19 protein-coding genes and 1 pseudogene are annotated in these 23,178 nt (G+C 69.1%); 9 read left to right on the forward strand and 11 right to left on the reverse strand.

Annotated elements, in window-relative coordinates; all coding sequences use genetic code 11:
* Positions 1 to 6 precede the first annotated feature (6 nt).
* Positions 7 to 1,533, reverse strand: coding sequence for a YifB family Mg chelatase-like AAA ATPase (locus IP93_RS03925; protein WP_144812228.1), 1,527 nt, complete (start codon positions 1,531 to 1,533; stop codon positions 7 to 9).
* Between the two features lie 10 nt (positions 1,534 to 1,543).
* Positions 1,544 to 1,813: a ubiquinone biosynthesis accessory factor UbiK gene (ubiK, locus tag IP93_RS03930; RefSeq protein WP_144812230.1), complete on the reverse strand. Its 270-nt coding sequence runs from the start codon at positions 1,811 to 1,813 to the stop codon at positions 1,544 to 1,546.
* A gap of 213 nt (positions 1,814 to 2,026) precedes the next feature.
* Here ubiK and IP93_RS03935 point away from each other — a divergent pair, with 213 nt between their 5' ends.
* Positions 2,027 to 2,365 carry a P-II family nitrogen regulator gene (locus IP93_RS03935; RefSeq protein ID WP_144812233.1) on the forward strand — a complete coding sequence of 113 codons (339 nt, stop codon included), beginning with the start codon at positions 2,027 to 2,029 and terminating at the stop codon, positions 2,363 to 2,365.
* Between the two features lie 185 nt (positions 2,366 to 2,550).
* Here the strand turns inward: IP93_RS03935 and speE are convergent, their stop codons facing one another.
* Entirely contained in the window at positions 2,551 to 3,402 is an 852-nt protein-coding gene (gene speE / locus IP93_RS03940) for a polyamine aminopropyltransferase (protein ID WP_144812236.1), read from the reverse strand.
* A 354-nt stretch (positions 3,403 to 3,756) separates the two neighbouring features.
* Between speE and speA the strand changes: the two genes are divergently transcribed.
* Together speA and IP93_RS03950 are read left to right on the forward strand one after the other, a co-directional pair.
* A complete protein-coding gene (gene speA, locus IP93_RS03945) occupies positions 3,757 to 5,670 on the forward strand; it encodes an arginine decarboxylase (RefSeq protein WP_144812238.1) in 1,914 nt (637 codons plus the stop codon).
* Positions 5,651 to 6,556: an NAD(P)-dependent oxidoreductase gene (locus IP93_RS03950; RefSeq protein ID WP_338419402.1), complete on the forward strand. Its 906-nt coding sequence runs from the start codon at positions 5,651 to 5,653 to the stop codon at positions 6,554 to 6,556. The genes speA and IP93_RS03950 overlap by 20 nt, the downstream gene beginning before the upstream one ends.
* Positions 6,557 to 6,616: 60 nt before the next feature.
* Here IP93_RS03950 and IP93_RS03955 read toward each other — a convergent pair whose 3' ends face one another.
* From IP93_RS03955 to radC, 3 genes are read right to left on the reverse strand one after another with little or no spacing between them, the layout of a single operon-like run.
* Positions 6,617 to 7,477, reverse strand: a complete 861-nt coding sequence (locus IP93_RS03955) for an SPOR domain-containing protein (protein WP_144812244.1) — start codon at positions 7,475 to 7,477, stop codon at positions 6,617 to 6,619.
* On the reverse strand, positions 7,478 to 9,166 hold the full coding sequence (gene argS, locus IP93_RS03960) for an arginine--tRNA ligase (RefSeq protein ID WP_144812247.1): 1,689 nt from the start codon (positions 9,164 to 9,166) through the stop codon (positions 7,478 to 7,480).
* 55 nt (positions 9,167 to 9,221) lie between these two features.
* Positions 9,222 to 9,896 (reverse strand): RadC family protein, encoded by a 675-nt coding sequence (gene radC / locus IP93_RS03965; protein ID WP_144812249.1) that lies wholly within the window; start codon positions 9,894 to 9,896, stop codon positions 9,222 to 9,224.
* A gap of 98 nt (positions 9,897 to 9,994) precedes the next feature.
* Between radC and coaBC the strand changes: the two are divergent.
* From coaBC to IP93_RS03980, 3 genes and pseudogenes are all read left to right on the forward strand, one after another.
* Positions 9,995 to 11,244 (forward strand): annotated as a pseudogene (gene coaBC / locus IP93_RS03970) (bifunctional phosphopantothenoylcysteine decarboxylase/phosphopantothenate--cysteine ligase CoaBC).
* A 98-nt stretch (positions 11,245 to 11,342) separates the two neighbouring features.
* A complete protein-coding gene (gene dut, locus IP93_RS03975; RefSeq protein ID WP_144812252.1) occupies positions 11,343 to 11,801 on the forward strand; it encodes a dUTP diphosphatase in 459 nt (152 codons plus the stop codon).
* Between the two features lie 12 nt (positions 11,802 to 11,813).
* On the forward strand, positions 11,814 to 14,141 hold the full coding sequence (locus tag IP93_RS03980; protein ID WP_144812255.1) for a phosphomannomutase/phosphoglucomutase: 2,328 nt from the start codon (positions 11,814 to 11,816) through the stop codon (positions 14,139 to 14,141).
* 158 nt (positions 14,142 to 14,299) lie between these two features.
* Here IP93_RS03980 and IP93_RS03985 read toward each other — a convergent pair whose 3' ends face one another.
* On the reverse strand, positions 14,300 to 14,953 hold the full coding sequence (locus IP93_RS03985; RefSeq protein ID WP_144812257.1) for a hypothetical protein: 654 nt from the start codon (positions 14,951 to 14,953) through the stop codon (positions 14,300 to 14,302).
* Between the two features lie 104 nt (positions 14,954 to 15,057).
* Positions 15,058 to 15,729 (reverse strand): orotate phosphoribosyltransferase, encoded by a 672-nt coding sequence (pyrE, locus tag IP93_RS03990; RefSeq protein WP_144812260.1) that lies wholly within the window; start codon positions 15,727 to 15,729, stop codon positions 15,058 to 15,060.
* Between the two features lie 87 nt (positions 15,730 to 15,816).
* Here pyrE and IP93_RS03995 point away from each other — a divergent pair, with 87 nt between their 5' ends.
* Positions 15,817 to 16,617 carry an exodeoxyribonuclease III gene (locus IP93_RS03995; protein ID WP_144812263.1) on the forward strand — a complete coding sequence of 267 codons (801 nt, stop codon included), beginning with the start codon at positions 15,817 to 15,819 and terminating at the stop codon, positions 16,615 to 16,617.
* A 42-nt stretch (positions 16,618 to 16,659) separates the two neighbouring features.
* Here the strand turns inward: IP93_RS03995 and IP93_RS04000 are convergent, their stop codons facing one another.
* Positions 16,660 to 17,982 carry an AmpG family muropeptide MFS transporter gene (locus tag IP93_RS04000; RefSeq protein WP_144812265.1) on the reverse strand — a complete coding sequence of 441 codons (1,323 nt, stop codon included), beginning with the start codon at positions 17,980 to 17,982 and terminating at the stop codon, positions 16,660 to 16,662.
* Between the two features lie 137 nt (positions 17,983 to 18,119).
* Between IP93_RS04000 and IP93_RS04005 the strand changes: the two genes are divergently transcribed.
* Entirely contained in the window at positions 18,120 to 18,383 is a 264-nt protein-coding gene (locus tag IP93_RS04005) for a hypothetical protein (protein ID WP_144812268.1), read from the forward strand.
* On the opposite strand, the gene IP93_RS04010 is transcribed toward IP93_RS04005, so the two are convergent.
* Both IP93_RS04010 and IP93_RS04015 read right to left on the reverse strand, forming a co-directional pair.
* Positions 18,371 to 19,474, reverse strand: a complete 1,104-nt coding sequence (locus IP93_RS04010) for an anhydro-N-acetylmuramic acid kinase (protein ID WP_144812271.1) — start codon at positions 19,472 to 19,474, stop codon at positions 18,371 to 18,373. The genes IP93_RS04005 and IP93_RS04010 overlap by 13 nt on opposite strands.
* 71 nt (positions 19,475 to 19,545) lie before the next feature.
* The gene (locus IP93_RS04015) at positions 19,546 to 21,000 is read right to left on the reverse strand and encodes a M23 family metallopeptidase (protein ID WP_144812273.1); all 1,455 of its coding nucleotides are present in this window, start codon (positions 20,998 to 21,000) and stop codon (positions 19,546 to 19,548) included.
* A gap of 195 nt (positions 21,001 to 21,195) precedes the next feature.
* Between IP93_RS04015 and tyrS the strand changes: the two genes are divergently transcribed.
* Complete coding sequence (tyrS, locus tag IP93_RS04020) at positions 21,196 to 22,404, forward strand: tyrosine--tRNA ligase (protein WP_242006727.1); 1,209 nt, start codon at positions 21,196 to 21,198, stop codon at positions 22,402 to 22,404.
* Positions 22,405 to 23,178 lie beyond the last annotated feature (774 nt).

Below are 23,178 nucleotides of genomic sequence, written 5' to 3' on the forward strand. Positions count from 1 at the left end.
TGCGCCCTATGCGGCGGGCACGCCGCGATCGCTTCGGCGATAACCAATCGCTTCGGTCAGGTGGGCGGTAACGATGCCCTCGCTGTCGCCGAGGTCAGCGATGGTGCGGGCCACCCGCAGCACCCGGTGCACGGAGCGGGCGCTGAGCCGGAGCCGGTCGGCGGCGGTGTCCAGCAGGCGCTGGTCATGGTCGGATAGGCTGCAGGTCTCCCGCATCTCAGCCGGGCCCAGCTGGGCGTTGGCCTTGCCGGCACGATCCAGTTGGCGCTGGCGCGCGCCGGCGACCCGGCCCGCCACGGCGGCACTGGACTCCGCGGGTGGGGCCGCCATCCGCAATTCCCCTGGCGACAGGCGCGACACTTCCACGTGCAGGTCGATGCGGTCCAGCAAGGGACCGGAAACACGGGCGCGGTAGCGGTCCACGGATTCCTCGCTGCAGCGGCATCGGCCGCTGGCGTCACCTGCCCAGCCGCAAGGACATGGGTTCATCGCCGCGACGAGCTGGAAGCGGGCCGGGAACTCGATGCTGCGCGCGGCCCGGGACACGGTCACGGTGCCGCTCTCCAGCGGCTCACGCAGCACTTCCAGCGCCGAACGGCTCCATTCCGGCAGCTCGTCCAGGAACAGCACGCCATTGTGGGCCAGTGACACCTCCCCGGGCCTGGGGAGGCTACCGCCGCCCACCAGCGCGACCGCGCTGGCGGAATGGTGCGGCGCCCGGAACGGCCGGATCCCCCACGCGCGTGCGGCGTCGTCGCCCGGCCCATGACCTCGACCGGCCGCGGACACGATGGCCGCGCTCTCCAGCGCCTCATCGTCGGTCTGCGGCGGCAACAGGCCGGGCAGGCGCGAGGCCAGCATGGATTTGCCGCACCCAGGGGGCCCCAGGAACAGCAGGTGGTGCGAACCCGCCGCGGCGATCTCCAGTGCCCGCCGCGCGTGGGCTTGCCCACGCACATCGGCAAGATCAGGTCCGCAGGCAGTGGCGGTGGCCGCATGGGCCTGGGCCCGGGGCAGGGACTTGTGGCCCTTCAGCGCGGCACAGACCTCCAGCAGCGTGCGCGCGGTGGTCACCCGTGCGCGCCCGGCCAACGCCGCCTCCGGACCGTTGGCGCCCGGCAGCACCAGCGAACGGCCGGCGGCGGTGGCGGCCAGCGTGGCGGGCAGCGCGCCATCCACCGCACGCAGTTCGCCGGTCAGCCCCAGTTCGCCCATGAACTCGGTGTCGGCCAGTGCCTGCTGCGGAATCTGTCCGCTCGCCGCCAGGATCCCCAGGGCAATGGGCAGGTCGAAGCGACCGCCGTCCTTGGGCAGGTCCGCCGGGGCCAGGTTGACGGTGATCCGCCGGGCGGGGAACTCCAGTTGCGAGGACTGCAGGGCCGCGCGCACCCGGTCCTTGGCCTCACGCACCGCCGCAGCAGGCAGTCCGACGATGGACATCGACGGCAGGCCGCCGCCCAGATGTACCTCCACCCTCACTTCGGGCGCACGCACGCCCGATCGCGCACGGCTGTGCACGATGGCCAGGTTCATGGGGCGGGCCTCAGTGGCGCGGCGCGCTGGCGTCGACGGCGACGCGGGCCTCGAGTTCCTCGACGGTGCGCTGCAGCGCTTCCAGCTTCTCGCGGGTGCGCAGCAGCACCGCGCGCTGCACTTCGAACTCCTCGCGTGTCACCAGGTCGAGCTTGGCCAATCCGGTCTGCAGGACGGCCTTGAAGTTCTGCTGCAGTTCCTCGCGCCCTTCGCGCAGGCCTGGCGGCACCAGGCTGCTGAGGCGGCGGGCAAGGTCGTCAATCTGGTTGAGGTCGATCATGGGGGGTCCTCCGACGGGGCTACCAGCGTGGCGCACCGGCCGGTCCGGCGCCGTCGGCGGAGCCCGCGGCGTGGTGTAGGAAAATTCCTACCCTCGGCTGGGACGGGAATTCTAACGGAACCCACGATGAGGGCGGCGTGGACGACCTTCGCGATATCCTGATGGTGGAGCGCCCACCCCGGGATCGCAGGGCAGGGCCCGAAGGAGAATCCGATGAAGATGGTCATGGCGGTGATCAAGCCGTTCAAGCTCGACGATGTGCGCGAGGCGCTGGCCGACGCCGGCGTGGCCGGGATCACCGCCACCGAGGTCAAGGGTTTCGGCCGCCAGAAGGGCCATACCGAGCTGTACCGTGGCGCCGAGTACGTGGTCGACTTCCTGCCCAAGATCAAGCTGGAAGTCGCCGTGACCGATGACCAGGTCGACGCCGTGGTCGAGGCGATCATGAAGGCCGCCGGCACCGGCAAGATCGGCGACGGCAAGATCTTCGTCTGGGACCTCAACCAGGTGGTGCGTATCCGCACGGGCGAACTGGACGGCGACGCGTTGTAATGCCCGAAGGTTGTGTGCGTCCGGGCACCACTCGGTAGCTTTCCAAGACCGTCTGCAAGCCAAGGAAATCGGCGGCCCGAGCGTTGCCTGATGACCGTTCTGCTCGCGTTTCGGCCGGGATGGGGATTGCAAACGGAAAGCCCTGCTCACGCGGGGCTTTCGAACACTGTGATTGGAACGGGCCCTTACTCCCCCAACGCCTCCGCCACGAACGGCGGCAGGCTCGCCGCACCCTTGTGGATGTCGGCGGTGTAGTACTTGGTCGCGAATGCCTTGGCACGCGCATCGGCCTCGCGGAACTCGAAGCCCTGGCCCTTGCGCGCCATCGTGCAGCTCCACCAGCCGGTCGGGTAGCACGGCTGCGGGAACGGCAGGGTCTGGAAGGTGCTGAAGCCGGCCTTGCCCATCTCGGCGCGCATGGCCTTGATCAGCTCCAGCAGCACCAGCGGCGACTCGCTCTGCTGCACCAGGATGCCGTCGTCCTTCAGCGCGCGGAAGCACGACTCGAAGAACGCCTTGTTGAACAGGCCTTCCGCCGGACCCACCGGGTCGGTCGAGTCGACAATGACGATGTCCAGCGAATCCGGCGCACAGTTCTTCATGTACGCGATGCCGTCATCGAACAGCAGCTCGGCGCGCGGGTCATCATTGCTGTCGCACAGCTCCGGGAAGTACTTCTCCGACATGCGCGTGACCTGCTCGTCGATGTCGCACTGCACCGCCTTCTCCACGCCCGGGTGCTTGAGCACCTCGCGCAGCGTGCCGCAGTCGCCGCCGCCGATGATCACCACGTGCTTCGGGCTGGCATGGGTGAACAGCGCCGGGTGCGACATCATCTCGTGGTAGAGGAAGTTGTCGCGGGTAGTCAGCATCATCGCGCCGTCGATGAGCATCAGGTTGCCCCAGTCGGTGCTCTCGAAGATCTCGATCTTCTGGAACGGCGACTGCACCTCGTCCAGCTTCCTGGTGATCCGGTAGCCGATGGCCGAGCCGGACGGCTCGAAGTTCTCGTAGTGCCAGGTGGTGTTGTCGGTCATGCCAGTCGGTCCTTGTGGGTGTGGGGCGGGCTGCGCGTGGCAGCTGGCGGCCGGGCCGGGTGGGGCGTCAAAGACGCCGGGGTCGCGCGGCGCCCTGCAGGCGGGCCGTGCGAGGCCGCGGATTGTAGCGGACCCCCGCCGTCGGCGTGATGAAGGTTCGGCAACGCCCGGAAGGCTGGGACAGTTGGCAGCGTGCCGCCAGTGGCCGCCCAGGGCACCGCTCAAGACAGCGGGCGTGGTGTTGCGCGCGTCATTCGTTCAAACCGCAATGGGTCGCACGACCATGGCCTCACATACCCCCCCGGCCGTCGGGGGGTAGAATGCGCCTCCCCACCCCCCCTTGGTGCCACGCCGATGTCCGACTGGTCGATTGATCAGGCCCGCCAGACCTATTCGATCCCGTACTGGAGCGAGGGCTTCTACGACGTGGACGCGGCTGGCCGGATCAGCGTGCGCCCACGCGGCGACGCCGGCCCCGCCGTGGCGCTGCCCGAGATCGTCGACCAGGCGCGCGCCAACGGCGCCAAGCTGCCGCTGCTGGTGCGCTTTCCGGACATCCTCGGTGCGCGCCTGCGCAAGCTGCAGGGCGCCTTCGCCGGGGCCATGGCCGAGTGGAACTATCCGGGTGGCTACACCGCCGTGTACCCGATCAAGGTCAACCAGCACCAGGGCGTGGCCGGCACGCTGGCGCAGGTTGGCGCCAACGGCGCCGACGCCCCGGCCAACACCGGCTTCGGCCTGGAAGCCGGCAGCAAACCCGAGCTGATGGCGGTGCTGGCGCTGAGCCAGCCCGGCGGGCTGATCGTCTGCAACGGCTACAAGGACCGCGAGTACATCCGCCTGGCACTGATCGGGCGCAAGCTCGGGCTCAACACCTGGATCGTGGTGGAAAAGCCCTCCGAACTGGCGCTGGTGCTGGAAGAGGCCAAGGCGCTGGGCGTGAAGCCGGGCCTGGGCGTGCGCATGCGCCTGGCCAGCCTCGGTGCCGGCAAGTGGCAGAACAGCGGCGGCGACAAGGCCAAGTTCGGCCTGAGCCCCCGCCAGGTGCTGGACCTGTGGAAGCAGCTGCGCGACGCCGGCATGGGCGACTGCCTGGGCCTGCTGCACTTCCACATGGGCAGCCAGATCTCCAACGTGCGCGACATCGCCAACGGCATGCGCGAGGCGGTGCGCTACTTCGTCGAGCTGTCGGTGCTGGGCGCCAGGGTCCAGTACATGGATGTCGGCGGCGGCCTGGGTGTGGACTACGAGGGGACGCGTTCGCGCAGCTACTGCTCGATCAACTACGGCGTGGCGCAATACGCGAGCACCATCGTGCAGCCGCTGGCCGAGGCCTGCGAGGAATACGGGCTGACCCCGCCGCGCGTGGTCACCGAGTGCGGCCGCGCGATGACCGCGCACCACGCGGTGCTGGTCGCCAACGTCTCCGAAGTGGAGCAGGCGCCCGAAGGCCGCGTGCCCGAAGCGCACGACGACGAGCCGGCGGTGATCCGCCACCTGCGCGAGATATATGAGGAGCTGGGCACGCGTCCGGCGGTGGAGCTGTTCCACGAAGCCGTGCACCACCATGGCGAGGGCCTGTCGCTGTACGCACTGGGCCAGATCGACCTCGTCCACCGCGCGCGCATCGACGACCTGTTCTATGCGATTGCCAACGGCGTGCGCGAGCGCCTGCAGCCGGGCGAGAAGAGCCACCAGGCGGTGCTCGACGAACTCAACCAGCGCCTGGTCGACAAGTATTTCGTCAACTTCAGCGTGTTCGAATCGATGCCCGACGTGTGGGCGATCCAGCAGGTATTCCCGATCGCGCCGATCGAGCGGCTGGACGAGGCGCCCACCCGCCGTGGCGTGATCGCCGACCTGACCTGCGACTCCGACGGCCGCATCGACACCTACGTGGAGAACGAGTCGCTCAACACCTCGATGCCGATCCACGCGCTGAAGCACGGCGAGAGCTACCGCCTTGGCTTCTTCATGGTCGGCGCCTACCAGGAAATCCTGGGCGACATCCACAACCTGTTTGGCGACACCGACGCAGTGGAAGTGCGCGTGGACGGCGATGCGGTGAAGCTGGTGCAGCAGCGCCGTGGCGACACCACCGACGTGATGCTCGATTACGTGGGTTACAAGCTCGACGACCTGCGCGCGGCGTACCGCGCCAAGGTCGCCGCCGCGCACTTGCCCGCGGACGAGGCCGAGCGCCTCAACGCTGCACTGGAAACCGGCCTGACCGGCTACACCTATCTTGATGACACGCCGCTGGCCTGAGCCGCAACGGGAAGAACACATGAAAGTTGGATTCATCGGCCTGGGCGCAATGGGCGCCCCGATGGCCCGCCACCTGCACGCCAAGGGCCTGCTGACCGCAGTCGGCAACCGCACCCAGTCCAAGGCCGACGACCTGGCCGCCGAGCTGGGCGTGCGCGCCGCACGCTCCACCGACAATTTCGCGGACTGCGACGTGGTCGCGTTGTGCGTGTCGCTGGACCACGACGTGCTCACCACCGTCGAGGGCCTGGCCAACGTGCTGCGCGCCGGCACCGTCGTCGTCGACCACTCCACCGTGTCGGTGGAGACCGCGCGCCGCGCCGCCGCCATGCTCGCCACGCACGACATCGCCTTCATCGACGCGCCGGTGTCCGGCGGCGTGGAAGGCGCCCGCAACGGCAAGCTGTCGGTGATGCTCGGTGCCGACGAAGCGGCGCTGGAGAAGGCCCGGCCGGTGATCGAAGCCTACGCCGCGCGCATCACCCACATGGGCGGCATCGGCGCGGGGCAGGCGACCAAGGCGATCAACCAGGTGCTGGTCGCCGGCATCAACGAGGCCGTGTGCGAAGGCCTCGCGCTGGGCGAGAAGCTGGGCCTGGATCCGGACAAGCTGCTGCCCACCCTGATGGCCGGTGCGGCCAACAGCTGGTTCCTGGAAAAGCGTGGCGCGACCATGATGCGCGGCGAGTTCACGCCGGGCTTCAAGTGCGTGCACATGCTCAAGGACCTGCGCATCGTGCAGGGCATTGCGGCCAACGCGGGCATCCGCACCACCGCCATCGACCAGGCCGCGGCGGACTACGCCGAGCTCGTGGAGCGCGGGCAGGGCGAGGCGGATACCTCGGCGTTGATCACGCTCAAGCGGGAAAAGCCGTCGCAGGATTGAGGGTGGTGTGGGCGGGTTCGGGATGGCGTGGCAACCCGCTCCAATCCACCCCCGTGGTGCTTATTCCACCTTGATCGCCATTGCGGTCAGGCCACCGGCCGACAGCTTGCGCTTGGCTTCGGCCAGCTCGCTGGCGGTGCCATACGGCCCCATGCGCACGCGATAGACGGTCTGGCCCTTGATCTGGGCCGCCTCCACCCGTGCCCCCAAGCCGAGCATCGCGATCTTCGCCTTCAGTTCTTCCGCCTGGCCCGACGCCTGGAACGCACCGGCCTGCAGCAGGTAGCGGGTATCGTCGCCGGTAGCGGTGGGTTTGGCCGTGCTCGCCCCCGGCGCGGCGTCGGTGCCGGCCGGATGGGGGGTCGCGGCGCGCGTCGGCGCGTCGCCGTCGCTGACCGGCTTGGGCAGCGGTTCCGTGCGCGTGGCGGTCGTGGCGCCTGGCGCAACGGTTGCCGTGCCCGTCACCACCGTCGTGGCCCCCGCGGTGCTTGCCGATGGCGCTGCCGCTGCTTCCTGCTGTCGCTGGCGCGCCTGGCGTTCGGCTTCGGCGCGCTCGGTGGCCGCGAGTTCGGCATCGGTCATCGGCACCTCCTTGCCCGGCAGCAGGGTGTAGAAGTCGTATTCGGGGTTCCGGGCCTGGCCATCCGCAGGCTCGGCCTCGGCATTGCCCGGCTTGGGCGTCGCGGGCGTCTCGTCGGCGGGCAACAACTCGTCGTTGTCCACCACCACCGGGGTTGGTTGCGCGTCCGGGTTGGCGTGCGGGCGCAGGAAAGCATCGCCTTCGCCCTTCAGTAGTTTCGGCGCCACCATCACCACGATGATCGTGAGCACCACGCCGAGCACCAGCCAGGCCCAACCGGGCAGGCCGCCGCTGTTGCCGCCGCTGCGCCGTGCCTGCGATTTACCGCGTCGTGCCGCCATTCACATCACCTCGGGGGCGTTGACGCCCAGCAAACCCAACCCATTGGCCAGCACCTGGCGGGTGGCCATCGCCAGCACCAGGCGCGCGTCGCGCACGTTGGCGTCGTCGACCAGGAACTGGTGATCGTTGTAATACGTCTGGAACGTCTGCGCGAGTTCCAGCAGGTAGGCGGCGATCTGGTGCGGCTCCAGGTCGCGGCCGGCCGTTGCGACCACGTCCGGGTAGCGCAACAGGGTCTGCACCAGTTCGTGCGCGGCGGCATCGTCCACGTCCAGCGGCTGCGCCAGGCCATTGGCCGCGTCGAACGCCAGTCCCTGCTCGCGCAGCTTGCGCTCCAGCCCGCACATGCGCGCGTGCGAGACCTGCACGTAGTACACCGGGTTGTCCAGCGACTGGCTGCGCGCCAGGTCGATGTCGAAGGTGAGTTGCGAGTCGGGCTTGCGCGCGATCAGGAACCAGCGCGTCGCATCGCGCCCGACCTCGTCGATCAGGTCGCGCAGGGTCAGGTAGCTGCCGGCGCGCTTGGACAGCTTCACTTCCTCGCCGCCGCGCATCACCGTGACCATCTGGTGCAGCACGTACTCCGGCCAGCCCTGCGGGATGCCGCAGTCCAGCGCCTGCAGGCCGGCACGCACGCGCGCCAGCGAACCGTGGTGGTCGGCGCCCAGCTCGGTGATCGCGCGCACGTAGCCGCGCTGCCACTTGCTAAGGTGGTAGGCCACGTCGGGCACGAAGTAGGTGTAGGTGCCGTCGGACTTGCGCATCACGCGGTCCTTGTCGTCACCGAAGTCGGTGCTGCGCAGCCACAGCGCGCCGCCTTCCTCGTAGGTGTGGCCGTGGGCGATCAGCTCGCGCACGGCCTCCTCGACCTTGCCGTCGGTGTACAGCGACGATTCGAGGAAGTACACGTCGAAGCCGACACCGTACGCGGCCAGGTCGGCGTTCTGCTCGCGGCGCAGGTAAGCCACGGCGAAGGCGCGGATGGCGTCGAGGTTGTCGGCATCCCTGGCGCCGGTGACCACGTGGCCCTCGACCTCCACGCTGTCGCCGCGCAGGTAGGCATTGGCTACGTCTACGATGTAGTCGCCGCGATAGCCATCCTCCGGCCAGCCAGCGTCATCGGGGCCGCGGCCTTGCGCGCGCGCCTGCACCGAGATGGCCAGGTTGTTGATCTGCGCGCCGGCATCGTTGTAGTAGAACTCGCGCTTCAGGTGCCAGCCGTTGGCGGCCAGCACGCGGCCGATGCAGTCACCGATCACCGCGGCGCGGCCGTGGCCCACGTGCAGCGGGCCGGTCGGGTTGGCCGACACGTACTCCACGCCCGCCACGCGGCCTTCGCCGCTGGTGTTGCGGCCGTAGGCCTCGCCCTGTGCCAGCACCTGGGCGATCTGCCGGCGCCACGCGCCTTCGGCCACGTGGAAGTTGATGAAGCCCGGCCCGGCGATCTCCACCCTGGCGATGTCGTCGCTGGCCGGCAGCGCGTCCAGCAGCGCCTGCGCCATCGCGCGCGGATTGGACTTGGCCGGCTTGGCCAGCAGCATCGCGGCGTTGGTGGAGAAGTCACCCTGCGCGCGCGACTTGGGGCGCTCGATCACGAAGTCGGGCGTGTCGAGGTCGGCCGGCAGGGTGCCGGCGGCGCGCAGCGCATCGATGGCCTGCGCCACCTGGTCGCGGAGGGTGGCTTTCACGGAGTATCCGGGGAGTTGCAGCGGGAACCGGGCATTTTAACCGGGTTTTGCTGACTCACACCCAGCCGCGCGCGGCCAGCGACACCGGCGGCCCATCGGCGATGACGAAGTGGTCGAGCAGGCGCAGGTCGACCAGCGCCAGCGCCTGCTTCAGCCGCGCGGTCACCGCCCGGTCCGCCGCCGACGGTTCGGGATTGCCGCTGGGGTGGTTGTGGCCCACGATCACCGCCGCCGCGTTCAGCGCCAATGCCCGTTGCACCACCACCCGCGGATGCACCTCGGCGCCGTCCAAGGTGCCCTGGAACAGCTCCTCGAATCCCAGCGCGCGATGGCGGGTGTCGAGGAACAAGACCGCAAACACCTCGTGCGGGCGACCGCGCAGGCGCTGGGCGAAGTAGCGGCCGGCCGCCTGCGGGTCGGTCATGGTTTCGCCGCGCTGCAGTTCGGCGCACAGATGGCGATGCCCCAGTTCCAGTGCTGCGGCCAGGGCGCAGGCCCGTGCGGGGCCCAGTCCGGGCAACTTGGCCAGCGCATTGGGCGAGCGTTCCAGCAATGGGCGCAGCGGACCGTGCGCCGCCAGCAGGTCGCGCGCGGTGGCCACCGCGTCCCGTCCGCGCAGGCCGGAGCCGAGGAAGATCGCCAGCAGCTCGGCGTCGGAGAGGGCGCCGGCGCCGCGCGCCAGCAGTTTTTCCCGCGGTCGTTCCGCCGCGGGCCAGTCTCGAATGTGCATGGCACCAGCATCCGGCGGCCGGCGCGGCCATGCCATCGGGGGACTGAGCGGCATCGGGTAAGCTAAACCCTGCTTATCGGTAGGAAATCGCCCCGTCCATGACCGACGAAACGCCCGCCCCGTCCGGGTCGCTGCATGGGCAGCGCGTGTTGCTGTGCGTCTGCGGCGGCATTGCCGCGTACAAGGCGGCCGAATTGGTGCGCCGCCTGCGCGACGCCGGAGCCGAGGTGCAGGTGGCGATGACCGAAAACGCGCAGCGCTTCGTCGGCGCCGCCACCTTCCAGGCGCTGTCCGGACGACCGGTGCGTACCTCGCTGTGGGATGAGGCCGCCGAGGCCGCCATGGGCCACATCGAACTGGCGCGCTGGGCCGACCGGATCGTGGTCGCCCCGGCCACCGCCAATACCCTGGCCAAGCTGGCGCACGGCTTCGCCGATGACCTGGTCAGCACCCTGTGCCTGGCCAGCGATGCCGCGCTGTTCGTCGCGCCGGCGATGAACCGGCTGATGTGGGCGCATCCGGCCACGCAAGCCAACATGGCCACGCTGCGGCAGCGCGGCGCGGGTGTGCTGGGTCCGGGCAGCGGCGGACAGGCGTGCGGCGAGACCGGCGAAGGCCGGCTGATGGAGCCTGTCGATATCGTCGCCGGCCTGGCCGCGACACCCCTGCGGGGACGCCCATGAGCGCGACCTCGCCGCTGGCCGGGAGGCGCATCGTGGTGAGCGCCGGGCCGACCTTCGAGGACATCGACCCGGTGCGCTTCATCGGCAACCGCAGCAGCGGCAAGATGGGCTTTGCCATCGCCGGGGCGGCGGCGCAACGCGGTGCCGAGGTGGTGCTGGTGGCCGGACCGGTCAGCCTGCCCACGCCGGCCGGCGTGGGCCGCATCAACGTTCGGTCGGCCGCGCAGATGCACGCCACGGTGCTGGGGGCGTTGCCGGCGGATGTGTACATCGGCGCCGCCGCCGTCGCCGACTACACCCCACGGCAGATGGCGGCTGGCAAGATCAAGAAGCAGCCCGGCCAGGACACCCTGGTGCTGGAGCTGGTGCGCACCGCCGACGTGCTGGCCGACGTCGCCGCGCACCCGCTGCGTCCGCGGCTGGTGGTCGGTTTTGCCGCCGAGACCCACGACGTGGCGCATTACGCGCGCGGCAAGCTGGTCAACAAGAAGGTCGACCTGATCGCGGCCAACCGGGTCGGCGTGGAGGGCAGCGGTTTCGAATCCGACGACAACGCACTGGTGGTATATGCCGCCGACGGCGAGACCGCGCTCGGCCCTGCGCCCAAGCCGCAGCTGGCGGACGAACTGCTCGACCTTGTCGCCGCACGGCTGGCAGAAGCCTGAGCCGCACGCCCGATGACCGCTTGCCCGCCCACGCCGCGCCGCCTGCTGGCCGGCGTGACCGACCCCGTACCCACCTCCAGGCCCCCTGACAGGACCGCATGCACCACACCCTCGAATTGAAGATCCTCGATGCGCGTTTCGGTTCCGAGTGGTCGCTGCCCGAGTACGCAACGCCGGCCAGTGCCGGCCTCGATCTGCGCGCCGCGCTGGATGCGCCGCTGACCCTGCAGCCGGGCGATACTGCGCTGGTCCCGTCAGGGTTGGCCATCCATGTCGGCGACCCGACGCTGTGCGCGGTGATCCTGCCGCGCTCCGGGCTGGGCCACAAACACGGCATCGTGCTCGGCAACGGCACGGGCCTGATCGACGCCGATTACCAGGGGCCGTTGATGATCAGCGTGTGGAATCGCGGACGCGAGGCTTTTACGATGCAACCGGGGGATCGCATCGCCCAGCTCGTCGTGCTGCCGATCGTGCGGGCGACGTTGCAGGTGGTCGAGGAATTTGAAACCAGCGCGCGTGGCGCGGGCGGCTTTGGCCACTCCGGCGTGCGCTGACAGGGGAAGCACATGGTGGACATCAAGATCGAACGCCCGCAGCTGTCGCTGGCGCAACTCAAGCCGGCGCTGCCAGCGGTGATCGTGGGCTCGTTGCTGTTCGCCGCATGGTTCGGCTGGAGCGGCTGGGAACAGTACCGCGACGGTGCGCGCCGGATCGCTGTCCAGCAGGCGCGGGACACGGCCGTGCAACAGGCGCAGTCCGCGATTGCCGCCGACACCACGCGTCTTGTCGAACAGGTGGGCAAGCCGGCCTTCCTGACCGCGCTGACCGCCGGCGACTTTGCCACCGCCAGCGCCGAGTTGGCCAAGGGTTGGCCAGAAGCCACCGGCGCCAGTGTCCAACCGATCGATCTTGACGCCGCGTACGCAGGGTTGGCCGGCGGCGGCAAGGTCGGCTATGGCCGTCTGGCCGCCCAGGAGTCGGCGCTGCTCGCCGACAAGCCGGTGGTCGCCATCGTGAAGGAAGGCGGTGGCAACCAGCTGGCGCTGGCCGCACCGGTGCCGCTGGGCGGCGTGGCCATCGGCGTGGCCAGTGTGCTGCTCCCGGCCAACCGTGTCGCCGGTGCGGTCGAACAGGCGGCCATCGACGAGGGAAGCTACCTGGCCCTGCGCCAGGGCGGGCACAGCGTGGTCGAACGCGGCGACGCGGAACTCAACACCGGCGCCGAAGCCATGGCGGCCAAGATCCCCGGCAGCGACCTGCGCGTGGCCGCCGCCGTGCCCGACGTGGCCGGGGGGCCCTTCGGCCTGGGTGCGATCGCGTGCCTGGGCGCGGCGGCGGGTTTCCTGCTGTTGGCGCTGGCGGCGTGGCGCGCGCCCACCCTCCGGCGGCGCAAGGGTGGGGACGAGGACGTGGAGCCCGAGGCGGAGCTGACGCTGGCCGACGTGGCCGTGCCGGCCCCCGCCGCTGCGTCGCCTGCGCCCACCGAGTCACGGCCCGCAACCGCGCCGGGCGGGCTGGTCGTGGACCCGGGCATTTTCCGCGCCTATGACATCCGCGGCGTGGTCGGCACCACCCTCGACGTCGGCGTGGCGACGCAGGTTGGCCAGGCCATCGGCACGGTGATGCACGAAAAGGGCCTGGTCGAGATCGTGGTCGGGCGTGATGGCCGCCTGTCCGGCCCCGACCTGGCGGGAGGCTTGATCGACGGCCTGCGCAAGGCGGGCTGCAACGTCATCGATATCGGCATGGCACCCACGCCATTGGTGTACTTCGGTGCCTACTTCCTGCGTGCGGGTTCGTGCGTGTCGGTCACGGGCAGCCATAACCCGCCGGATTACAACGGATTCAAGATCGTCATCGGCGGCGAGACGCTGGCAGGTGACACCATCACCGACCTCTACCAGCGCATTGTCGGCGAGCGCCTGCACATGGCGTCCACCCCCGGACAGCTGCAGCACCGCGAGATCAGCGAGGACTACGTCGAGCGCATCGCCGCCGACGTGCAGCTGGAACGGCCGTTGCGCGTGGTCGTGGATGCCGGCAACGGCGTGGCTGGCGATCTTGGCCCGCGCGTGCTGCGTGCCATCGGCGCGGAAGTTACGCCGTTGTATTGCGAGATCGACGGCACCTTCCCCAACCACCATCCCGATCCCAGCGAGCCGCATAACCTGGAGGACCTCATCGGCATCGTGCAACGGCTGGATGCGGACCTGGGCATCGCCTTCGACGGCGATGGCGACCGCCTGGGTGTTGTCACCCGCGATGGCGAGAACATCTTCCCCGACCGGCTGTTGATGCTGTTCGCCGCCGACGTGCTGGAGCGCAACCCCGGCGCGCAGATCATCTACGACGTGAAGTGCACGGGGCGCCTGCCCGGGCACATCCTGCGCCACGGTGGCAGCCCGCTGATGTGGAAGACCGGGCATTCGCTGATCAAGGCCAAGATGCGCGAGACCGAGGCCGAACTGGCCGGCGAGATGAGCGGGCACTTCTTCTTCAAGGAACGCTGGTACGGCTTCGACGACGGCATCTACGCGGCCGCGCGCCTGCTGGAGATACTGGCGGGCAAGCCGGGAACGCCTACCGCAACGCTGGCGGCGCTGCCCACCGGCATCGCCACACCCGAGATCAAGGTTGATGCGCCGGACGGAAACCCGCACGTCTTCGTCGAGCATTTCGTTGCCCAAGCCAGGTTCGAGGGGGCGCGATTGTCCACCATCGATGGGCTGCGCGTGGACTGGCCGGACGGTTGGGGCCTGGTGCGCGCGTCCAACACCACGCCAATCCTGGTGATGCGTTTCGACGCGGACAACGACGCGGCCATGGCGCGCATCAAGGCGAATTTCCGCGAGCAGCTGCTGGCGATCAAGCCGGATCTGGCGCTGCCGTTCTGAGGCGGCGGTGCCGCTGGCCGGCCTCAGGGAGCGCGCGCACGGGCGTCCCCGGTTGTCCGCGTGAGTCGAAGGGCGCTTTCCGGTCAACCGGGGCAGCGCCGCCCCGCAAAGTCGCGAGGCGTGGTGATCCGCCGTGACGAGCGTCGTCGGCGTTTCGTTCAGCCCTCGGCTGGCGGCGTGGCAGGCATCTTCAGTTCGCGGTAGCGCTTGAGCGCCCCGGCAAGTTCGGCATCCATGGTTGCCCGTTCCTCGCGCTGGCGCACCAGCATGGCCTGTTGTCGGACCAGTTGCTGGTGTTGGCTCTGGATCGACGCCGTCAGCGGTGCCGGCACGGGCTTGCCCGCCAGTTCCGCTTCGCCTGCGCGCCGCAGCAGGCTGACCAGGCTCTGGCGCAGCCCGGTGATCCCCAGCGACGACGCCTTCACGGTTTCGTCCAGCAAGGTGATGCGATGCTCGAAAGCGCGCATCAGTTCTTCCTCGGTGGTATACGACTCCACCATCGCCTGCTCGCGGCGGACGCGTTCTTCCTCGGCGACGGCCGACAGGCGATCAGCCTCGGCCTGTTGGCCGGCAGCGGCGCGCTCGGCTTCGGTCAACGCGCGGGCCACCTGGCCGGTTTTCAGGCCGCTCCTGGCGCTGATCTCGGTGCGCGCTGCATCGGCGGCGCTGGCCGGCAAGGCGTCGCCGCAGACCTTGCGGCCATTCTCGTTCCAGCAGTACAGCTTCTTGCCGCCGGCCTGCTGGGCCGCGGCCGGTGCAATGGACAGTGCCGCCAGCATTCCAGCGAGCAGCGCGATGTTCGTGGTGTTCATGTTGGCCCCCTGCCGCCATCACATTCCCGCCGCCGTCCACGGCAACCGGTTTCAATTACCCATCGCAAGAATCGCGCCAACTGTTGTGCTCCGCCCAGCCTGCGTCATGTGTCGCAGCCATAGGCCTCACGGTACGCCAGCAGGCGCTGCCGCTGCGTGGCCAGCGTCGCACTACCGCCGGTATAGGCCAGCAGGTCGCCGAGGGTCGCCACCGCCACCACCGGCAGGCCCTGTTCGATGGCGACGGTTTGTGCCGCGGAACGTCGGATCTGGTCCGCCGCCAGGGTCGCGCCGCCGGCCACCTCCTGGCGGTCCAGCGCGATGACGATGCCGGCCACCTGGCCGCCGGCCCCGGCGATGATGGCCAGCGCCTCGCGGATCGCGGTGCCTGCGGTGATCACGTCGTCCACGATCAGCACCCGGCGACCGGCCAGCGGCGCCCCGATCAGCGTGCCGCCCTCGCCGTGCGCCTTGGCTTCCTTGCGGTTGAAGGCCACCGGCAGGTCGCGGCCGCGACCCGCGTACTCGCACGCCAGCGCGGTGGCCAGCGGAATGCCCTTGTAGGCCGGCCCGAACAGCAGGTCGAATGCCACGCCGGCCGCGTCCACCGCATCGGCGTAGCAGCGGGCCAGTTCGGCCAGGGTCGCACCGGAATTGAACTGCCCGGCGTTGAAGAAGTACGGGCTGTGTCGGCCGGATTTCAGGGTGAACTCGCCAAACCGCAGCGCGTCGGCGCGCAGGGCCAGCTCGAGGAAACGGGTACGGTGATCGCTCATTCCCATAGTGTCGGGCGAAGCGGCGGTTTTCGCCACCCGGCGCTTCCGGTACCCTTCCCGCGTCGTCCATCCAGCAGGGTCGCGCACGTGCGGATCATCAGCTTCAATGCCAACGGCATCCGCTCGGCGGCCAGCAAGGGCTTCTTCGACTGGTTCCGCCAGCAGGACGCCGACGTGCTGTGCCTGCAGGAGACCAAGGCGCAGGAGTCGCAGCTGGGCGACCCGCAGTTCCGCCCCGATGGCCACCACTGCTTCTACAAGGACGCCAGCACCAAAAAGGGCTACAGCGGCGTGGCGATCTACGCGCGCCGCGAACCCGACGCGGTGATCACGTCGCTGGGTCGACCCTCGTTCGACGACGAGGGTCGCTACATCGAGGCACGCTTCGGCAACCTGAGCGTGGTCAGCTTCTACATCCCGTCCGGTTCATCGGGCGAGGAGCGCCAGGGGTTCAAGTTCGACGTCATGGACTGGCTCAAGCCGGTACTCGACGGCTGGCTGCGCAGTGGCCGCGAGTACGTGCTGTGCGGCGACTGGAACATCGTGCGCAGCCGGCTCGACATCAAGAACTGGACCGGCAACCAGAAGAACTCCGGCTGCCTGCCGCCCGAGCGCGATTGGCTCAACGGACTGTGCGCGGACGTGGCCGATGCCGCTGACCCGGCCAATGGCCGCGGCTGGGTCGATGCCTACCGCGCACTGCACCCCGGGGGCCAGGACTACACCTGGTGGAGCAACCGCGGCGCGGCGCGCGCCAACAACGTCGGCTGGCGCATCGACTACCAGCTGGTGACGCCGGGCCTGCGCGACAAACTGCGCGCCTGTTCGATCCTGCGCGAGCCGCGGTTCTCCGACCACGCGCCGTTTACGGTCGACTACGACCTCTGAGGAGCGGTGGCCGGTCCATGGCCACACAGGCCATGCCGGCGGTCAGGCCACGGCACGCACATCCGACTCGGCGATCGCGCTATCGACCAGCCCGCGCCGTGACATCCACGCAAACAGCGCGACGCCCGGCAATGCCACCAGGGTGGTCAGCAGGTAGAACTCCACGTAGCCCATCGTCTCGATCAGGCCACCGGCGGTGGTGCCGGTGACGATGCGCCCGACCACGGACGCCGCTGCCGACAACAGCGCGAACTGCGAAGCGGTGAAAGACAGGTTGCACAGCGCCGACAGGTAGGCCACCACCGCCACGCCGCCGATGCCGCTGGCCACGTTCTCGAAGCAGATGGTGAAGGCGAGCAATGCGTTGCTGTGTCCTGTCGCGGCCAGCCAGGCGAAGGACAGGTTGGACACCGCCATCAGCACCAGGCTGAGCAGTACCGCGCGCTTCATGCCCAGCCGCGAATACAGCATGCCACCCAGGAAGATGCCGATCAGGTAGGCAAAGAAACCGAAGCCCACGTCGTAGGTGGCAATCTCCTCGTTGCTGAAGCCCAGGTCATCGAGCAGCAACCGCAGCGTCAGGTTCGCCAGCGTGTCGCCGATCTTGTGCAGCATCACGAACAGCAACACCAGCCACGCCCCGCGTCGGGCGAAGAATTCGGTCAGCGGTCCGGTTACCGAGGCCAGCATCGCGGCCAGTCCGCGCTTGGCCATCGGTTCGCGATGGCGCGACGGCTCCCCCAGCCACAGCACCGCCACCACCGCCGGCACCACGAACGCCGCGCAAAGCACGTAGGCGGTGGTCCAGCCGGCGCGTGCGGAGACCAGCAGGGCCAGTGCCCCGGCGGTGACCGAGCCGATGCGCCAGCCGTACTGCGACATGCCCGAGCCCACGCCCAGTTGCCGCGGCTCCAGGATCTCGATGCGGTACGCGTCGATCACGATGTCGAACGTAGCGCCCGACACGCCCACCAGCACGGCGGCGATGGCCACCGTCTGCAATGACGTGTTCGGGTCGGCCACGCCCAGGAACACCACCGACGCGGCCACCATCGCCGCCGCCAGCAGCAGCCACGAACGGCGCTGGCCCAGGCGGTGCAGCAGTGGCAGGTGCACGCGGTCCACCGCGGGTGCCCACAGGAACTTCAGGTTGTACGCCAGGAACGCCAGCGAGAAGGCCGTGACGCTCTTCTTGCTGATGCCGTCCTGCGCCAGGCGCGTGGTCAGCGTCGCGCCGATCATCGCGTACGGAAAGCCGGAAGAGATGCCCAGCAGCAACGCCGCCAGCGGCGCACGCTCCAGGTAGGGACGAATCGCTTCCAACACGCCGGAGCGGGTGCGGGTGGGTTGGGCAGCGTCGGTCATCGGGTCTGGATCGGATGGAGAAGGGGCCACCATAGCGTGGGCCGCTGTCCCCGCGAAGCCCCTGTCGCATGCGTGACGGCGTCCCGTGCGAGCGGGATTCAATCCGGTTATGTTAGGCGCGAACCAGGACCGTCCCGATGAGCGAAACCCTGCAGATCCAACTCGATGCGGTGCTGCTCGAACGCATCCGGCGCGTTGCGCAGGCGCGTGGGTGGAGCGACGCCGTGGCCATCCGCCACCTGGTCGAACACGGGCTGTTCGCCGTTGAGCCGCGGGGCGAACCCAGCCTCAACGACGCTGACGCCGGCATCCTGCAGTCCGCCATCGCCGCACTGGAAGGCATCCCCGATGACCCCGGGTTTTCGCTGATCGGACGCGCCAGCGGCGATCAGGCCGGGTAGACCGTCCCCAGCACGCGCGGCCCACGCGCGCCGGTAACCGCCGGCAGGTTGCCGGGTGCGCCTGCCAGCGTCTGCCGCGCCAACCAGGCAAAGGCCATGGCCTCGACGTAATCCGGGTCCAGTCCGAACGCGGCGGTGGACACCATCTCCACGCCCGGCAGCAACTGCGCGATCCGCGCCATCAATGCACCATTGCGCACGCCGCCCCCGCAGGCCAGCACGCGCCGGGTGTCCGGCTGTTCACGTCGCAGCGCCTGGCTCACCGTCACGGCGGTCAGCTCCAGCAAGGTCGCCTGCACGTCCTCCGCGCCTTCGCCACCGCGCAGCCGCGCGTCCACCCAGTCCAGGTGGAACTGTTCGCGCCCGGTGCTCCTGGGCGGCGGCAGCGCGAACCACGGCTCGTCCAGCAACCGCTCCAGCAGCCCTGCGTCCACCGTGCCGCGTGCGGCCAGCTTCCCGTCGTGGTCGAAGGCCTGCGCAAAGTGCCGCTGGCACCACGCATCCATCAGCGCGTTCGCCGGGCCGGTGTCGAAGCCGCGCACGACGCCAGCCGCCGGCAGCAGGGTGAGGTTGCCGATGCCGCCCAGGTTGAGCGCGGCACGGTCTTCGCCGCCGTCGTGCAGCACGGCCGCGTGGAAGGCGGGGACCAACGGAGCACCCTGTCCGCCCGCCGCCACGTCGCGACGGCGGAAATCGGCCACGGTGGCAATCCCCGTGCGTTCGGCGATGACGTTGCCATCGCCCAGCTGCATCGTGAATGGATGCTGCCCGTCAAACGCCGCGCCTGCGGGACGGTGGCGCAGGGTCTGGCCATGCGAGCCGATCGCGGTGATGGCGTCCGCGTCCACGCCCACCTCGGCCAGCAACGCCAGGGCCGCCTCGGCGAAGGCCTCGCCCAGGCGCACGTCCAGCGTGCCCACCTCATCCAGCGAATCGACCCGTCCGCCTTGCCCGATGCCCACCAGGCGCTCGCGCAGGTCCGCGGCCCAGGCATAAGTGCGACCCGCCACCAGCGCGCCGTGCGGCATGCCGGCGGTCTCGTCGAAGTGCACCAGCGCCGCGTCGATCCCGTCGGCGCTGGTCCCGGACATCAACCCGATGAAAAAACGAGGGCCCGTGGCGTGGTCGCGCACGGGCCCGCGATGGACGGCCATGGAGCGGGTCAGGCCTTCGACTTGCCGGCCTTGCGCGGCGAGTCCTTGCTGGCCACCGCCTTGTCCGCCTTCAACGGCGCGGCTTCGGCGTAGATCACGTCCTCGACTTCCTGGATCCGGGCCAATGCATTGCGCGTGTAGCTGCGGAACGCGGTCAGCGCCGCCCCATTGAGCGGCTCCGGCGGCGGCATGGTCACCGACAGCGGGTTGCGGTGCACGCCATTGATCTGGAATTCGTAGTGCAGGTGCGGTCCGGTCGACAGCCCCGACGTGCCCACGTAGCCGATCACCGAGCCCTGCGCGATGCGCTGGCCCGCCTTGTACTTGCCAAAGCGCGACATGTGCGCGTACAGCGTCGTGTAGCCACGGCCATGGTCAAGCTGGACCACGCGCCCGTAGCCACCCTTCCAGCCGACGAACTTCACCCGCGCATCGCCCGCGGCCATGATCGGCGTACCGGTGCCGGCGGCGTAGTCCACGCCCTTGTGCTGGCGCACGCGCCCCAGCACCGGGTGCCGGCGCGAGCCATAGCCCGAAGTCAGGCGCGCATACGGGATGGGCATGCGGATGAAGCTCTTCTTCAGTGGCCGGCCCTCGGCCGTGAAGTACTCCGGCTTGCCGTTGCGCTCGAAGCGGAAGCCGCTGTGCAGCTTGCCGCCTGCGGTGAAGGTCGCCGCCAGGACCGGGCTGGTCGCGACCAGTTCGCCTTCGCGCCAGGTCTGTTCGACCACCACGCTGTAGCGGTCCTTGGCACCGACGTCCTCGTTGAAGTCGATGTCGTACTTGAAGATCTCGTCGGTCAGGGTGTTGATCGCCTTCGCGCTCAGGCCCTGCTTGCGCGCCGAACGGTACAGCGACTTGCCCACCTCGCCGCTGATCACCACGGTGCGGGTCTGGGACGGACGCTCGACCACCTTCTGTGTGACCGTGTCGCCGTTGATCGCCACTTCCACCCGGTGGGTGGCGTCGCGGTCGTAACGGAAACCGCGCAGCGAGCCATTGACCGGCAGGTCGAAGGCCAGTTCGGTGCCCGGCTTCAGGCGACGCAGGGTTTCCTTGGCGCCCTGCTGCCCAAGGATGGCGTGCATGGTCGCGGCGGGGACACCCAGCTCCTCGAACAGCTCACCCAGTGTCTGGCCGCGCTCCACGCGCACCACCTGCCAGCTGTCACCCTGCGTGCCACGCAGCCGGGCCAGCGGCAGCGGCGGCAATGCCAACGCCATCGAATGGCGCGCCGCATGCTGCGGGCGTTCCAGTGTCAGCGGCTTGTCCAGTCCCGGAATGATGGCCGCGACCAGCATGCCGATCGTCGCGAACAGGCTCGCATGCGCCCAATGCCGCCGCGACCAGCGGCCAGTAAAGCCGTCGCCCAGATGCCGGGCCAACACCGGACGATGCAAGGCAGCCTCGCGAAGGGCATTCAGGCGTTCGCGACGTTCCTTGCCGGCGGTGTGGTCGGTCATCAGTACTCCCCTACGCGCGGCAGGTGAAAAGCGCGTAACGCGCGTACCATAATCACGCTAGGACTGTGCGTCAAACCCTTGAGCCGGATGGGGTTTTTGCCGCGCACTCCATTTAACGTGCAATTAACTGTTACCTTTGACCGCCGTCGTATTCAGTTTCGGCGTCCGTTGCGAGACCCGCCCGTGCCTGCCCAAGTGTCCGTCCAAGAATCCCTCGACCTGATCGGCCGCGGTGCCGAGGAAATCCTCAAGCCAGACGAGCTGGAGACCCGGCTGAAACTCGGCCGCCCGCTGCGGGTCAAGGCGGGCTTCGATCCCACCGCGCCGGACCTCCACCTCGGTCACACGGTGCTGCTGAACAAGATGCGGCAGTTCCAGGATCTCGGCCACCAGGTCATCTTCCTGATTGGCGACTTCACCGGGATGATCGGCGACCCGACCGGCAAGAACGTCACCCGCAAGCCGCTGACCCGCGAGGACGTGCTGGCCAACGCCGAGACCTACGCCGAACAGGTGTTCAAGGTGCTCGACAAGGCGCGCACCGAGGTGCGCTTCAACTCCGAGTGGTTCGGTCAGATGTCCGCCGCCGACATGATCAAGCTCGCCGCCCAGCACACCGTGGCGCGCATGCTCGAGCGCGATGACTTCGCCAAGCGCTACGCCGCCCAGCAGTCCATCGCCGTGCACGAATTCCTGTATCCGCTGGTGCAGGGCTACGACTCGGTCGCGCTCCAGGCCGACGTCGAGCTCGGCGGAACCGACCAGAAGTTCAACCTGCTGATGGGCCGCGGCCTGCAGGCTCACTATGGCCAGTCGCCGCAGATCGTACTGACCATGCCGCTGCTCGAAGGGCTGGACGGCGTCAACAAGATGTCCAAGTCGCTGGGCAACTACATCGGCATCGACGAGCCGGCGATCGACATCGTCACCAAGACCATGAAGATCGACGACGTGCTGATGTGGCGCTGGATCGACCTGCTCAGCTTCGAGATCACCCTCGCCGAGGCCGCAAACCTCAAGCGCGAGATCGAGGCCGGCCAGCTCAACCCGCGCGACCTCAAACTGCGCCTGGCGCGTGAACTGGCCGCGCGCTTCCACGGCGCCGCCGCCGCCGAAACCGCCGTCGCCGGCTGGAACGCCGCCGTCCGTGGCGAGGGCGACACCGCCACGCTGCCGCTGACCGACGTCGCCGTGCCGGCCGAAGGCCTGCGCATCGCCGCGTTGCTGACCGCCGCCGGCCTGACCCCCAGCAACTCCGAGGCCAACCGCAAGCTCAAGGAGCGTGCGGTGCGCATCGATGGCGAGGTGATCGAGGACGCGCAGCGCCTGTTCATGCCCGGGTTCGAGGGCGTGTTGGCCGTCGGAAAGCGCACGTTTGCGCGTGTGAGGCTGGTTCAGGCCTAGCCGACCCCCGGGCGACAACCAAGGGGCTTTCAGCTCCGCAAGAGCAGGCAGTGGGCGCCACCTCCGGGTGGCGCTCGTGTGTTGCGCCCTGCCGCAAAAGTGGCCGTGGCACTGGCCCCGTGCGGCTGCGCCCGCCCTGGGGGCGGCCCGGGTCATGGTGTAACGCCACATTGGCACCGGGAGCAACTGCAGGCCATTGAGGGCGCGACAAACAAGTGGCCTGGCCAGTGGTTGCACGGGCGGGGCCGTCAGAACCGCTCCCGTAGCGGCACCGTCCGTTGGCGCATGGAGGCCAATCAACGGCGCCTGGCGCCAACGCCCGAATACCTGCGTCAACCCCCTTCCCAATCGCGATGTGCATGTGCACAATGCGCGCCCCGCTGACGGTGTTTGGACGCAGCCGGCGGGGCGCGAAACAGGGCGGCACCGGAAGGTCTTGACGAATCCGGGCGCTGCTGTAGGATGCGCGGCCCGGTTGGCGGAAACGCCTTCGGGGCGGCAGGAAAACGACGCAGCGTGTGGTTGACGAAGCGTTCGGACTTGCTAGAATGTTTGACCCACCCGGCGGAAACGCGGCGGTGGGGCGGCAGGAAAAAGATTCGGTTGGCGGTGTTGACGGAATCCAAAACTGCTGTATAGTGTGCGGCTCCCTCGGGCACTTCGGTGGCGACGGGAAAGGACGAAGCGCTGAGGCTGAAGTCCACGATCTTTGAAAGTATGCGCAGGTGACTTGTGCGGGCGTCTGACCGGTGGATGGTTGTCCATCAGCAGACG

It is taken from the genome of Aerolutibacter ruishenii (genome assembly GCF_007830115.1).
Lineage (GTDB): Bacteria > Pseudomonadota > Gammaproteobacteria > Xanthomonadales > Xanthomonadaceae > Aerolutibacter > Aerolutibacter ruishenii.

Coding starts and splice junctions, on each gene's coding strand:
- IP93_RS04010 (WP_144812271.1), bottom strand. CDS start 19,474: ATGTCCGGGACCAGCGCCGACGGGATCGACGCGGCGCTGGTGCACTTC.
- IP93_RS03935 (WP_144812233.1), top strand. CDS start 2,027: ATGAAGATGGTCATGGCGGTGATCAAGCCGTTCAAGCTCGACGATGTG.
- IP93_RS04005 (WP_144812268.1), top strand. CDS start 18,120: ATGAGCGAAACCCTGCAGATCCAACTCGATGCGGTGCTGCTCGAACGC.
- IP93_RS03980 (WP_144812255.1), top strand. CDS start 11,814: ATGGTGGACATCAAGATCGAACGCCCGCAGCTGTCGCTGGCGCAACTC.
- IP93_RS04000 (WP_144812265.1), bottom strand. CDS start 17,982: ATGACCGACGCTGCCCAACCCACCCGCACCCGCTCCGGCGTGTTGGAA.
- dut (WP_144812252.1), top strand. CDS start 11,343: ATGCACCACACCCTCGAATTGAAGATCCTCGATGCGCGTTTCGGTTCC.
- IP93_RS03950 (WP_338419402.1), top strand. CDS start 5,651: ATGACACGCCGCTGGCCTGAGCCGCAACGGGAAGAACACATGAAAGTT.
- IP93_RS03925 (WP_144812228.1), bottom strand. CDS start 1,533: ATGAACCTGGCCATCGTGCACAGCCGTGCGCGATCGGGCGTGCGTGCG.
- pyrE (WP_144812260.1), bottom strand. CDS start 15,729: ATGAGCGATCACCGTACCCGTTTCCTCGAGCTGGCCCTGCGCGCCGAC.
- IP93_RS04015 (WP_144812273.1), bottom strand. CDS start 21,000: ATGACCGACCACACCGCCGGCAAGGAACGTCGCGAACGCCTGAATGCC.
- radC (WP_144812249.1), bottom strand. CDS start 9,896: ATGCACATTCGAGACTGGCCCGCGGCGGAACGACCGCGGGAAAAACTG.
- IP93_RS03955 (WP_144812244.1), bottom strand. CDS start 7,477: ATGGCGGCACGACGCGGTAAATCGCAGGCACGGCGCAGCGGCGGCAAC.
- IP93_RS03985 (WP_144812257.1), bottom strand. CDS start 14,953: ATGAACACCACGAACATCGCGCTGCTCGCTGGAATGCTGGCGGCACTG.
- speE (WP_144812236.1), bottom strand. CDS start 3,402: ATGACCGACAACACCACCTGGCACTACGAGAACTTCGAGCCGTCCGGC.
- ubiK (WP_144812230.1), bottom strand. CDS start 1,813: ATGATCGACCTCAACCAGATTGACGACCTTGCCCGCCGCCTCAGCAGC.
- speA (WP_144812238.1), top strand. CDS start 3,757: ATGTCCGACTGGTCGATTGATCAGGCCCGCCAGACCTATTCGATCCCG.